13 protein-coding genes are annotated in these 12,295 nt (G+C 61.2%); 8 read left to right on the forward strand and 5 right to left on the reverse strand.

What is annotated here, in order from left to right; genetic code table 11:
* Positions 1 to 18 precede the first annotated feature (18 nt).
* The 4 genes from ACSEXS_RS10305 (at position 19) to ACSEXS_RS10320 (ending at position 3,529) form a co-directional block, all read left to right on the forward strand.
* Complete coding sequence (locus tag ACSEXS_RS10305; protein ID WP_438433144.1) at positions 19 to 1,122, forward strand: dipeptide epimerase; 1,104 nt, start codon at positions 19 to 21, stop codon at positions 1,120 to 1,122.
* On the forward strand, positions 1,119 to 2,318 hold the full coding sequence (locus ACSEXS_RS10310; protein ID WP_438433145.1) for a C40 family peptidase: 1,200 nt from the start codon (positions 1,119 to 1,121) through the stop codon (positions 2,316 to 2,318). The genes ACSEXS_RS10305 and ACSEXS_RS10310 overlap by 4 nt, the downstream gene beginning before the upstream one ends.
* A 113-nt stretch (positions 2,319 to 2,431) precedes the next feature.
* Positions 2,432 to 3,223: a lipid II flippase Amj family protein gene (locus ACSEXS_RS10315; protein WP_438433146.1), complete on the forward strand. Its 792-nt coding sequence runs from the start codon at positions 2,432 to 2,434 to the stop codon at positions 3,221 to 3,223.
* A gap of 180 nt (positions 3,224 to 3,403) precedes the next feature.
* Positions 3,404 to 3,529, forward strand: coding sequence for an RCKP-type rubredoxin-like domain-containing protein (locus ACSEXS_RS10320; RefSeq protein ID WP_438433147.1), 126 nt, complete (start codon positions 3,404 to 3,406; stop codon positions 3,527 to 3,529).
* Positions 3,530 to 3,612: 83 nt separating this feature from the next.
* Here ACSEXS_RS10320 and ACSEXS_RS10325 read toward each other — a convergent pair whose 3' ends face one another.
* Positions 3,613 to 4,995 (reverse strand): MATE family efflux transporter, encoded by a 1,383-nt coding sequence (locus ACSEXS_RS10325; RefSeq protein ID WP_438433148.1) that lies wholly within the window; start codon positions 4,993 to 4,995, stop codon positions 3,613 to 3,615.
* A gap of 173 nt (positions 4,996 to 5,168) precedes the next feature.
* Between ACSEXS_RS10325 and lplA the strand changes: the two genes are divergently transcribed.
* From lplA to ACSEXS_RS10340, 3 genes are all read left to right on the forward strand, one after another.
* On the forward strand, positions 5,169 to 6,155 hold the full coding sequence (gene lplA, locus ACSEXS_RS10330) for a lipoate--protein ligase (protein ID WP_438433149.1): 987 nt from the start codon (positions 5,169 to 5,171) through the stop codon (positions 6,153 to 6,155).
* A gap of 102 nt (positions 6,156 to 6,257) precedes the next feature.
* Positions 6,258 to 7,331, forward strand: a complete 1,074-nt coding sequence (locus ACSEXS_RS10335) for an immunoglobulin-like domain-containing protein (RefSeq protein WP_438433150.1) — start codon at positions 6,258 to 6,260, stop codon at positions 7,329 to 7,331.
* A gap of 229 nt (positions 7,332 to 7,560) precedes the next feature.
* Entirely contained in the window at positions 7,561 to 8,073 is a 513-nt protein-coding gene (locus ACSEXS_RS10340) for a PaaI family thioesterase (RefSeq protein WP_438433151.1), read from the forward strand.
* Positions 8,074 to 8,100: 27 nt separating this feature from the next.
* Here the strand turns inward: ACSEXS_RS10340 and ACSEXS_RS10345 are convergent, their stop codons facing one another.
* The 4 genes from ACSEXS_RS10345 to ACSEXS_RS10360 form a co-directional block, all read right to left on the reverse strand.
* Complete coding sequence (locus ACSEXS_RS10345; RefSeq protein ID WP_438433152.1) at positions 8,101 to 8,295, reverse strand: hypothetical protein; 195 nt, start codon at positions 8,293 to 8,295, stop codon at positions 8,101 to 8,103.
* A 203-nt stretch (positions 8,296 to 8,498) separates the two neighbouring features.
* Positions 8,499 to 9,209 (reverse strand): phosphatase PAP2 family protein, encoded by a 711-nt coding sequence (locus tag ACSEXS_RS10350; RefSeq protein WP_438433153.1) that lies wholly within the window; start codon positions 9,207 to 9,209, stop codon positions 8,499 to 8,501.
* Positions 9,199 to 9,864 (reverse strand): 3'-5' exonuclease, encoded by a 666-nt coding sequence (locus tag ACSEXS_RS10355; protein WP_438433154.1) that lies wholly within the window; start codon positions 9,862 to 9,864, stop codon positions 9,199 to 9,201. Before ACSEXS_RS10355 ends, ACSEXS_RS10350 begins: the two co-directional genes overlap by 11 nt.
* A 135-nt stretch (positions 9,865 to 9,999) precedes the next feature.
* Positions 10,000 to 11,448 (reverse strand): serine hydrolase domain-containing protein, encoded by a 1,449-nt coding sequence (locus ACSEXS_RS10360; protein WP_438433155.1) that lies wholly within the window; start codon positions 11,446 to 11,448, stop codon positions 10,000 to 10,002.
* A gap of 201 nt (positions 11,449 to 11,649) precedes the next feature.
* Between ACSEXS_RS10360 and ACSEXS_RS10365 the strand changes: the two genes are divergently transcribed.
* On the forward strand, positions 11,650 to 12,282 hold the full coding sequence (locus tag ACSEXS_RS10365; protein ID WP_438433156.1) for a M15 family metallopeptidase: 633 nt from the start codon (positions 11,650 to 11,652) through the stop codon (positions 12,280 to 12,282).
* Positions 12,283 to 12,295: the final 13 nt, after the last annotated feature.

Here is a 12,295-nt window from a genome sequence, read left to right on the forward strand (position 1 = left end):
AAGGAGGCTGACCAAGAGATGAAGATTCACCGTATCACCGCCCGGCGCCAGTCGGTTCCGCTGATCAAGCCGTTCAAGACGGCCCTGCGGACGGTCACCCATGCCGAATCCGTCATCGTCCGCATCGAGGCGGATGACGGCAGAGTTGGCTGGGGAGAGGCCCCGGCTACGGTCGTGATCACCGGCGACAGCCTCGACAGCATCGAATCGGCGGTGACCCAGACGCTGGGGCCGCCGCTCATTGGCAAGAGCCTTCTGGGGCACGAGGATATTTTTCACGCGCTGCATGCGGCGATGGTCGGGTCCAGCTCTGCGAAGGCGGCCGTGGACATGGCCGTCTACGATCTGCTCGGCCAGAAGTGCGGCCTGCCGCTGTATCAACTGCTCGGCGGATACAAGGACCGACTGGAGACCGACTTCACGGTCAGCGTCAATTCGCCGGACGAGATGGGAGCGGATGCCTCCCGTTATGTGGCCGCCGGCTTCAATGTGCTGAAGATCAAGGTCGGCAAGGACGGAATCGCCGAGGACCTCGAGCGGATCAAGGAGATTCGCCGGAGCGTCGGCGGCGGCGTCAAGATCCGGCTTGACGCCAATCAGGGCTGGAGCGTGAAGGACGCCGTCCGCTCTATCCGGCGAATGGAGGACATGGGTCTCGACATCGAGCTCGTCGAGCAGCCGGTGAAGGCGCAGGACATCGACGGGCTGAAAGCCGTGACGGATGCCGTCGAGACGCCGATCATGGCGGACGAGAGCGTGTTCTCGCCGGCTCAGGCGTTCGAGGTGCTGAAGCGGCGGGCGGCCGATCTCATCAACATCAAATTGATGAAGGCCGGTGGCATCTATAAGGCGCAGATCATCAATCACCTCGCCGAGGAATGCGGCGTCGAATGCATGGTCGGCAGCATGATCGAATCGCGGATCGCCGTAACGGCGGCCGCGCATCTGGCGGCGGCCAAGAAGAATATCACCCGGTTCGATTTCGACGCCCCGCTGATGCTGCTGAACGATACGGTGGAGGGCGGCGTGCAGTACCGCGGCCGGGAAATGACGTTTCCCGCCGCTCCGGGGCTCGGGATTCGCGATGTCCGCAGCTCCGACCGGGTGGGGGCGGGCTCATGAGCGGCCGGTTTCCACAGGACCGGTCCGCCGCGACCGCCGATTCGGCTCGGCCTGCAAGCGGCAGAGCGGCTTCCGTCGCCTCGGCCCTGTCGGCGCTCCCGGCCGCGCCAGCCGCCCAGAGCGAGCCGACGGCCGCTTTCCGTGCGGACCCAGCGGGTGCGGGAGAGCTCCGCACGGTAGCCGTCTCCGTCGCGACGCTCTGGACGTCGCCGGATTCTCCGCGGCCGCTCGATGCGCCGGTTCTCGGCAGCCCGGTCGACCTGCCGGGGTGGCTTGCCTCCATGGATTTGGCGGCGAAGCTGGATTTGTACGACGCGAACCGGGTGCAGACGCAGGCGTTGTTCGGTACGGCGGTGATCGTCCTGGAGGAGCGCGACGATTGGGTCCGGGTTGCCGTTCCCGACCAGCCCACGCGCAAGGACGAGCGCGGCTATCCGGGTTGGGTACCCGCCGTTCAGTTGGCATCCGCTCCGGGAGCGGCAGGTTCGGCGGAATCGGCAGGATTTCAAGAGGATGCCGCAGCGGACGCTGCATGGAAGGCGGAAGGCGCGGAGGGAACGGCGGTGATCGCGGCGGACCGGGCGGGGCTGTACGCCCGCCCGGAAGGGGAGCCGGAGCTCGGGCTGTCCTATCTGACCGAGCTGCCCTATCGGAGCCCGGAGCCGGGCAGCCCGTGGCTCGAAGTCTTCACGCCGCGCGGAAGGCGGTATCTCCGGCGGCAGGATGCGCTGCTTCGGCCGCGGCCGGTTGAGCGGAACACGTCGGCCGCTCCCCAACGGTCGGCCGGGCGGGCGGCCGACGCAGCTTCTTCCCGGCCCGGCGCCCGCGGCCGGCGAATTCGGGAGCAGGCCGTTCGGTTCCTCGGCCTGCCTTACCTGTGGGGCGGCATGTCCTCCTATGGATACGACTGCTCCGGCTTCGCCTACAGCATGCACCGCTCCCAGGGCATCCTCCTACCGCGCGACGCCTCCGATCAGGCGCGGGGCGGGCTGGCCGTGGAACCGGGCCGCGAGCTGCCGGGCGATCTGCTGTTCTTCGCGTATGAGGAGGGCAAAGGAGCCGTCCATCACGTCGGCCTGTATGCAGGGGACGGGCAGATGATCCATTCTCCCGATTCCGGAAGCCGCATCGAGCGGGTGAGCCTAAGCGGATACAAGCTGATCCGCGAGCACTGCGCTTCCCGCCGGTATTGGTGAATCGAGGGCCTTTTTCGCCGGACGGGTCATAACCCGTCCGGTTTTTTTCATAGGATAGAGCGACGGGGGCTGTCCCCACGCCGGAGGAAACGATAAGAGGAGGCGAGGAAGCCGTGAGCGGATTTTTGCTCGTGTTTTTGCTGACGGTGGTGATCCATGCCGTGGAAACCCTGTCGTACTCCTTGCGCTATGCCGGAGTCCGCACCGGCAAGTATGCCGTCGCCCTGTCGCTGACGGGGATCATCCTGCTCGTCTCGCGCACCTCCAACCTGATCCAGTCGCCGATTCTCGGCAAGATGGTCGACCTCGCCAAGCGGGATGCCGCTTATCCGCTGCTCTCGTCCTTCCGCTCCATTCTGACCGCGTCGAGCGTCGGCACCGTGGTCGGGCTCCTGCTGTTTCCGACCCTGGTCGTCTTCGCCTCCCGCTTCCTCAGCCATCTGGAAGCGGCGGGCTCGCTCAGCAAGATGGTGACGAGCGTCACGGTCGAGCAGCTCAAGAAGGCGCAGGCCCATCTGCGTCCGCCGACCTGGACCATGCTGCGGAATCTGCGCATCTATGGGGTGCCCAAACGGCTGCTCGCGCTCAACATCCTCACGACGGCGATCTACACGACCGGCGTTCTCTCTTCGCTCTATGCCTCCTACCTCAGCCCCGAGCACGGCATGGCCGCTTCGCAATCCTCGGGGCTTATCAATGGCCTGGCTACGGTAATCCTCGCTCTCCTGATCGACCCGCAGCTCGGCATCATGACCGACCGGGCGCTCGCCTACCCGAAGGACCGCGAACGGCTCGGCAAGATTTTCGCCCTGATGATCGTCACCCGTCTGCTCGGGACCATGGCGGCCCAACTGCTGCTCGTGCCGGCCGCTTGGTGGATCCTTTGGGTGATTGGGCTGCTTTAAGTCCGCAGTGTACCCGTTGTAACAGGCTTCGCTACCCTTACGGTCCCTGTCGTGAGGCGGCTGCCTCCCATCGAAGTTCCAAAACCGCCACAATTAGGGGAAGGAATGTTCGCCTTTTTCTCGAAATTCTCAGAAGAGAACAAGCGCGAAGCCCGCGCCGAGGGAAGCGAGGTGGAGACCATGGCCGTATGGAAATGCAAGGCTTGCGGCGAGACGAAGGAAGGCCGCTGCCGTCCGGGGAAATGCCCGACATGCGGAGCTCCGAAGGAAAGCTTCGAGAAGGCCGAGGAACCGGCCGCCAACTGAGGAAACCGACTGCAAAACCCCGCCGGGTCACGCCCGACGGGGTTTTCCATTTGCGCCGCGCAAGCGGGCAGCCGCCGCTTCAATCAGCCTTCCTCCGAGACGGCGGGGACGGCGGGGACGGCTGCGCCCCGGCGGAGCTTGCGGTGGAAAGGAATATAGAGCGCGAGTCCCAGCAAGCAGGTGATGGCCTCGGTAACGGTCATCGACCAAATGACGCCGTCGAGCCCGTAGAAGGTGTGCAGGAAGAGGATCATCGGAATGTAGAGAACGCCTTGGGTGACCGACATGACCATCGTCGGCAGGCCCTGGCCGGCCGCTTGGAACACGCTGGTGAACAAGCCGGTGAAGCCGTTGAACAAGGCGGAGATGAGCATGGCGGTCATAATGGTTGCTCCAATGCGGAGAACGTCCGCATCGCGGGAGAACCATTCCATGACCGGCGTCCGGAACAGGAACACCGGACCTGCGAACAACAGCGAGAGAAGGCCGATGTAGAGGCAAGCTTGGCGGAAGCCCGCCTTAAACCGCGCCGTGTCGCCGCTTGCGAAGTTGAAGGCGAAGAAGGGAATCAGGCCGAGGAATAAGCCCATGGCGAGGAACTCGGGAACCTGGACGATCCTCAGCGCGATGCCGAAGCCGGCCACGACATGGTCTCCGTAGAGGACGGAAAAGTTGTTCAGGAGAAGCGTGGACACAATGAGGAAGGCGGCCTGCAGCAGTTGGGAGATGCCGATTTTGTACACCTCGAGCTGGTCGCGCAGGGGAAGCCGGACGTGCTTCAGGAAGCCGCGCTGGTGCTCGCTTTTCTTTTCAAGGCAGTACAGGTAGTAGAGCACCGAGCCCAGATTGGCCAAAACCATCGCCAAGGCCGCGCCGGTGACGTTCCAGCGGAAACCGAGGATGAACAGCGGATCGAGGATCAGACTGAGCGCCGTGCTGACGAACGTTCCGTACATCGACTCCTTGGAGGCGCCCTCCGAGCGGACCAATTGCTCCAGAGCGAAGTTCAGCACCACCGCGAAGCCCCCGGCCAACAGCGCCGCCGTGTAGCTGCGGGTATATCCGCCAGTGGCCGCATCCGCTCCGAGCAGCCGGGTGATCGGCGTAAGCAGGAGCAAAGCGGCCAGCGAGACGAGCAGGCCGCCGATGATGCTGCCGAAGAAGGTGTAGCCTGCCACCTGCTTGGCCTTAGCGAAGTCTTTGCGGCCAAGGAGCCGGGTGACGAAGGTGCCGCCTCCGACGCCGAAGACATTGCCGATCGCCATCAGCACGGTAAAGATAGGAAGGCCGAGCGTAATGGCGGACAGCATGTCGGTGTCGCGGAGCAGCCCGATGAAATACGCGTTGATGACGTTGTAGACGGTGCCGACGGACATGCCGATCATCATCGGAACGGACAGATGAGCAATCGCTTTGCGAATGGGAGCCGATTCGAGATAGTACGGGTTGCTTGCTTGTTCTTCCATAAATCCATCCCAGCTTTCGATATAATTGAATTCGGATCTTAATGTCTCAATACTAACAGTTAGATATCTAACTGTCAACTCACTGTCAATCCGGGAATTTGCGCCCGGGCCTTCGTCGTGCTATCGTGAACATCGGACAAACACTCTTACATACGAAAGCGGAGGTACCCGATATGCTGTTCATCGACAATGAAGGAATCACCGATCCGCGGATCAACCTGGCGCTGGAGGAGTACGCGCTGAAGAACCTGCCGGCGGATTCCGATTATCTGCTGTTCTATATCAACGAGCCGTCGATCATCATCGGCAAGAACCAGAACACGATGGAGGAAATCAATACGGAGTACGTGGATCAGGAGGGACTCAAGGTGGTCCGGCGGCTGTCGGGCGGCGGCGCGGTCTATCACGATCTCGGCAACCTGAATTACAGCTTCATCACCAATGACGACGGCAGCTCCTTCCACAACTTCCGCAAGTTCACCGACCCGGTGGTGGCGGCGCTCCGCAAGCTGGGCGTCGAGGCCGAATTGTCGGGACGCAACGACATTCAGGTCGGCGAGCGCAAGATATCCGGCAATGCCCAATTTACGCAAAAGGGGCGCATGTTCAGCCACGGCACGCTCCTGTTTGATACCGAGCTCGGCAAGGTGTCGGCGGCGCTCAAGGTCAACGCCGAAAAGTTCAAGTCAAAGGCGGTCAAGTCGGTGGCGAGCCGGGTGGCCAACATCACCGAGTTCCTGGACAAGCCGATGACCATCGAGGCCTTCCGCGCATTTTTGCTGGAGTCCTTTTTCGAAGGCAAGGAGATCGAGCGGTATCCGCTTACGGAAAAGGATTGGGAGGCGGTGCGCGCCATTTCCGCCGAGCGTTACGGCAATTGGGACTGGAACTACGGCAAATCGCCCGACTTCAACTACCGCCAGGTGAAGCGGCTGTCGGCGGGCACCTACGATTTCCGGCTGGACGTGCAGAACGGACGGATCGCCCGGGCTTCGCTGTACGGAGATTTCTTCGGCGTGGGCGAGGTTTCGGAAGTCGAAGCGAAGCTGGCTGGGGTCAAATACGACCGCGACTCGGTGAAGGGAGCGCTCGCCGGGCTGGACCTGAAGCACTATTTCGGGCCGGTAACGGAGGACGAAATCCTCGATTTGCTGTTCTGAGGCGTCTTGTTTGATCGACCGACGCCCTGAAAGTGCCGGATTCTTCCGAATCTGTATGAGCGGATAAAGTATCTCATCAGAAAAAGGAGAGGATCACGTGTGATGAAGACCAAGACACTGGCCCTGGTCACGGCGGGCACTTTGCTTTTTGGAGCGGCGGTTCCCGCGGCGGCTTCGGCTCAAGGCGGCGCCAAGCTGCCCGGCTGGGAGGCGCATCAGAAATTGGCCGGGAACGATAAATCCCGGCAAATGCTGGAGAAATTCTACGAGCAATGGAAGAAGTCGCATAAGCAGAACGCGAAGAAAACGGACGCCGCCCGGGTCGCGGAAGCCAAGGCAGCCCTTGCGATCGATTTCGGCGGCAAGGACACGGCCGCTTCGGTCACCGTCTCGTTCGACAAGCTGCCGAAGACGGGCAAGAACGGAACGAAGATCGCTTGGCAATCCGGCAATCCGTCCGTCCTTACGAACGAAGGCAAGCTGCTTAGCCGCCCGGCGGCGGGCTCCGGCGATCTCAAGGTGGTCTTGATCGCGGTGCTTACCCATGGCACGGCCCAGGATTATAAGGTGTTCGAGGTGACGGTCAAGGCCGACATCAGCGACGCCCAGAAGGTGGCGCTGGACAAAGCGGCCCTGAAGCCGGTCTTCGCCAAGGGCGACTCGGCGTCGTCCGTGACTAAGCCGATCGGACTGCCGACGAAGGGCGCGAACGGGTCGACCATCGTCTGGTATTCGTCGAGCCCGGCGCTGATCTCCAACGACGGCAAGACGGTCAACCGCCCGGCTTACGGCGCGAGCGGAACCGTGCTGCTGAACGCGGTAATCACGAACGGCCGTGCAAGCGATACCCTCAGCTTTACGGTGACCGTGCTTCCGGTTATGACGGAAGCGCAGAAGGTGGCCGCCGATAAAGCGGCTCTCGCCGTCGGCTTTACCGGAACGGATAACGCATCCTCGGTTACCCGAGAGCTGAAGCTTCCTTCCCAAGGCGAGAACGGCTCCCGCATCCTCTGGCTGTCCTCCAACACGAGCGTGATTCCGAACGGAGGCAAAACCGTGATCCGGCCCGCGGCCGGAACGGGGGATCAGGCCGTGACGCTGACCGCAATCCTCTGGAACGAGCAGGCGAGCGAGACCAAGACCTTCACCGTTGTGGTGAAGCAGAAGACCAACTGATTGGGCCATATAGATTGAACAAAAAGAAAGCCGGAGAATGACATTCCCTCTGCGCAGGCGAAAATAATTAGTTCAATCTATATAGATGATCAACAGCCTTCAGGCGAATCGCGCTCCTTCCGGGGGCGGGTCGCTTGAAGGCTTTTCGAATGAATCGGCAATGAGGTAAGATGGAAGGACAGGCCGGTCCGCGAGGGAACGGCGAACGAATCGGACAGGGGAGCGAACCATGGAGAGAAAAGAGCTGGCCGCCAGACTCGAAGAGCTGTCGGAACGGGAAGTGCGCGTCGTGGAGGAAGCGTTGAGAGCAATCGGAGGAATGAAGGAGAACGGCTACCCGTTTCTCGGAAACTTCTGGCAGATTGAGCAGGAGGAGCGCGGAGAGAAAGGGGTGTTCCGCTGCGGCATGCCGATCCGCCCCGATATGCAGAATCCCTATCGGATCGTCTACGGGGGGGTGACCGCTACGCTGGCCGATATGGCCATGGCCTGGATGCTGGAGGAACGGATTCCCGCTCCCGACAAATTCGTAACGCTGGACATGAACGTCACCTATCACAACCCCGGCATCGGCAAGCGCCTGACGGCGGACGCCTGGGTGACGGAGCATAGCGGGGAGCTGTGGCGGGCCGCCTGCCGAATCGTGAACGACCGCGATCAGCTCATCGTCACGTCGGAGGGCACCTTTCGCCAGCTTGTCCGCAAAGCCAAAACCAAAACGGAAGCCTCCGACCCGGTTTAACCGGTCTTCGGGGCTTCCGTACAAGGATCAATATTCCAACACCATCTCATCGAGCCGGCGGTTAAATTCGCTCATTGGGATCAACTCGAACCCGGGTATGCCGGCTCCCTCCGTATCGGCGGACAAGACGTCCGGGAGGTCGACGGAGGCGATCGTCTCCACCTGAATATCGTTTTCGGTCTTTATAATCATGACGTAGTCTTCGGTTCGTTCGTGCTGCATGACGGTCCTTCCTTTCAAATCGGCATTTCGGTTGATGGGCTTGCAGATGTATTTAACCCGGCAGACCGGAACTTAATCAGGAAGGGGCAACATGCCCGGAATCCGCTCATCAAAAAACCGCCTGTCAGCGCTGCACGTCCACAGGGAAGCTCCGGACGTAAGCGGACAGGCGGTTCTCTTTTTGCAACAGCGCGTGTTTCCTACTAGGCGGACCAGCCGCGCATTTGCGAGACGAGCTTGCGGGCGAGCGGCCAACCGGCATTGGAACGCGATACGACCAACCGATGGACGATCTCGACAAGCAGGAAGGCGGACAACGCATCCAGCACCACATGCTGCTTCACGAAGAACGTCGACAGAATGATCGTGGTGGACATGCCATAAATGAGCACGCGGTTCAGCTTGTTCTTGAAGCCGCTCTTGGCGAGCGCCCGCATGACCATATAGCTGGAGAAGCAATGGATGCTGGGGAAGGCGTTGAACGGCTGGTCGCGGCGGTACAGGTAGCGCACCAGATTGGTGAACGGATCGTCCCCCGTCAGGACGGGGCGCGGCACGGTGGTCTGGAACACCAGGTAGACCCCGTAGCAGGTCATGGCGCAAACCGCATAGGTGACCAGGCATTCGTAGTAGACCTTCCGGTCCTTTTTCAGAAAATAGAGCAAGCAAAGATAAATGTAAAAAATCCAGACCGAATAGGGCAGAGCGAAGAATTTGACGAACGGAATCCAAGTATCGAGCGGCGTGACCAGCGTATGCACCGTGCCCCGCGCTCCGTTGACCAGGGCGTAGAACATTCCCATAACCGGGAACATCAGCATGCCGAGGAGCGGAGCAAATCGCCGCAGCTTATCGGGAACGGCAATGGAGGCGCGGCTTTCCGACGAGACGGCCAAGGGTTCTTTATCCCGCATAAGGTTCTTCCTCCAAAAGGTCAGCCAGGTTGCCGAACGGGTTGTTGGCAAAGTGGCCGGTTTTATAGACGACCTCATCCTCGGGCTTCTCTTCGGTGTATTCGTTGCGTTCCAGCTTCATCTGATCGGCCAGCCTGACGAAAATCTGGGCGGTGTTGACGGCGTCGTCCATGGCCCGGTGATGCGAGCCGGCGAACGGAATTTCCAGCCATTCGAGGGCGGCCTTCAGCCCCATCTGCTGATGCTTCTCCTGCTTGCGGATTGAAGTTAAGAGCCGCTGCAGGTTATTGTGGTTGCGAATCCAGGTCATGTCGAGCTTGTGGCTGCGGCATTCACGGATGAGCTGCAATTTATCGTCGGGGCCCCAGGAGCACAGGAAGTACTCGGCCGAGCCGATCCAGGCGAGAAACCGGGCGAGCGCTTCGGGAAATTGACCGGCCGTGCGGACGTCGTCCTGGGTGATCCCGGTAAATTCGGTGGTGGCTTTGGTCAGCACCGGGTTCTTGGCGGGTTGGACGAAGGCTTGGAAGGTATCGACAATGGCGAGCTGCCCGTCCCGCTCTTCGACCTTGGCGGCCCCGATTTCGATGATCTCGGAGATCTGGGTTTTCTTTCGGCAGACTGTCATTTCCAGGTCATAAATGATAATAGGCATTGCGGGTTCACCTCATTTCGCAAAAAAACATCCGGAAGCGCTTAGGGTCTCCCGGAAGGCATCCTGTATATTATACTAAATTTCTCGAAAAAAAGGTTAGGGAAAATGTGACGAATGCAAGCCTGTTTCTCTTTTTTACCGAAGAATTCCGCGGGAAGTCAGAAGCGGCTGTTCTTGTCCCGTGTGAACGTCGAACAGATGGAAGTCCGCTTCGTCTTCTTGGGGCGTGATCCTTAGCAGCAAATCCTGCATCACTTCGGGAAAAAACAGCCGCACGGCGAGGGTGTCGCTTCCTTCGAACGCATAGCCGGTCAGCACCCTCGTGTCCTCCAGACCCTGGTAGGTTGCCGCCGAATCAAGCCAGCCGCCGTTCTTCGCCCGGCAAAAGGTCTGCTCCCAGGTAAGCTGCAGTTCCTCCTCTTCGAAGCGGATGGAAAGGTGAATGTTCAGCCGCGTGTCGATCAGCGACTTGCCGTCGAGCCTGTCGGCAACCGGGCGATGGAAGGCGGTGGGAGCAAGCGGCTCGGGATACGGAATCGGGTCCTCCGCGCGCGGCAACCGGGCGGCCAAGGCGGCGGCAGCATTCGGATCGGCCGGAAGCGGGACATCCGCAAGCGGTTCCAGAATATGCTCGTACAGGAGGTCGAGCACTCCCTGCAGATCATCGGTGAACGACGTGATGGCAAAAACCGTCCTCTTGGCGGGCGAGACCACGCAGAACTGGCCAAACATCCCGTCGCCGCGGAAACAACCGTGCGTGCACTGCCAGAATTGATAGCCGTAGCCCTGAGCCCAATCCCCGGTTCGGGAAGCAGCCGGATCGGTACTCGTTTCAATCTGTTTGGAGGTCGCTTCCCGGACATACCAGGCGGGGAGCAGCTGCTTGCCCTCCCAGCGGCCCTCCTGCAGCAGCAGCGTGCCGAATTTGGCAATCAGCTCGGGGACCGCGCTGAAGCCGAAGCCGCCGGCGCACACCCCGGCCGGGCTGCGTAGCCAGCGGGTTCCGCCGATGCCGAGCGGCTTCAGCAGCCGCTCCTCCAGATAGCTCTCCAGCTCGATGCCGCACCGGTCCAGGACGGCCGCAAGCAGGTGCGTCGCGAGGGTGTTATAGCGGAACACTTGGCCGCCCGCTTCGTCGGCCTTCGGCTCCAGGAAGAAGCTCTTCACCCAGTCGGGGCCGAGCATCTGCTCCCGGGCCTGCCCCGTCGCCATCCGCAGCAGGTCGCGGACGGTGAGGTCATTCAGCTTGGGATCGTAAGACTCCGGCAGCTCCTCGGGCTTAAAGAAGGAGGCGGCGCGGTCCGTTAGCTTCAACCGCCCTTCCTCCACGGCCAGGCCGACGGCAATCGAAGTGAAGCTCTTGCTGAGCGAGAACACCTGCTGCAGCTGATCGGGCGAATAAGGCGGATAGTAGACCTCCGCGAACACTCGGCCTTCCTTGGCCGCGAGGAAGGTATGCAGACGAATGCCTTTCTTCCGAATGGCTTCCAGGAACGCCGGGATGCGTTCGGAGGACAGCCCCGCTTCCTCGGGTGAGATGCGGGGAAGGTACGAATGAATGGTGGCACGGGCCGATGTGGGCATGCGACAGCCTTCTTTCCGTTGGGGTGGGGGAGAAAGGCATCTTCCAGCCGTTCCTTTAGACGAATCTCCCTATCTCCAGAATAGAAGATATTGGCAGCCTGGACAAGGGGCCAAGAGCAAACGCTTTCTTGCCCGAGATCGGTGCGCCCGCTTCCCCGGATATGGTACACTGGGGAAAACAAACAGATGAAGGAGATTCGCATGCTGCAAAGAGAACCCGCAAGCGTTCCAGGGAGGAGCTACCGCCCGGCCGGTATACCCGGGAGAAGGACTCCCCGGCGGCGCTTCCTGCGATGGACGCTTGCGCTGCTGTTGGCCGGGCTGCTATGGCTGACGCTCGGTAAGCTGGGGCTCGTGAAGGAACCCCTCCGGGAGCCGGCCGCCGTCATCGGTCTTCATCCGGAGGTCGAAGAGAAAGGAAACGAGCTGGTGGCTCTCAGCGCCAAGCGCGGCATCCGCGTCGTGCTCACCGGCGGCTTTCGCAGCATGGAGGAGCAGGATGCTCTCTACGATCAGGGCCGGGTGACCGAGGGACCCATCGTCACCAAGGCGAAGGGCGGCGACTCGTACCACAACTACGGTCTGGCGGTGGACTTTGCGCTGCGCACGAAGCAGAAGGATGTGGTCTGGGACCTGGAGCGCGACGATAACGGCAACGGCAAAGCCGATTGGACCGAGGTCGTCGAGATCGCCAAGAAGCTCGGCTTTTCGTGGGGAGGAGACTGGGAGAGCTTTCCCGATTATCCGCACCTGCAGCTGGATTTCGGGTATTCGCTTCGCCAGTTGAAGAACGGCAAATATCCGCCGGGCACGCTCACGGCAGGTCACCGTTAATCCTGAACTTGGA

The sequence above is a fragment of the Gorillibacterium terrae genome (genome assembly GCF_051594785.1).
Classification (GTDB): domain Bacteria; phylum Bacillota; class Bacilli; order Paenibacillales; family NBRC-103111; genus Gorillibacterium.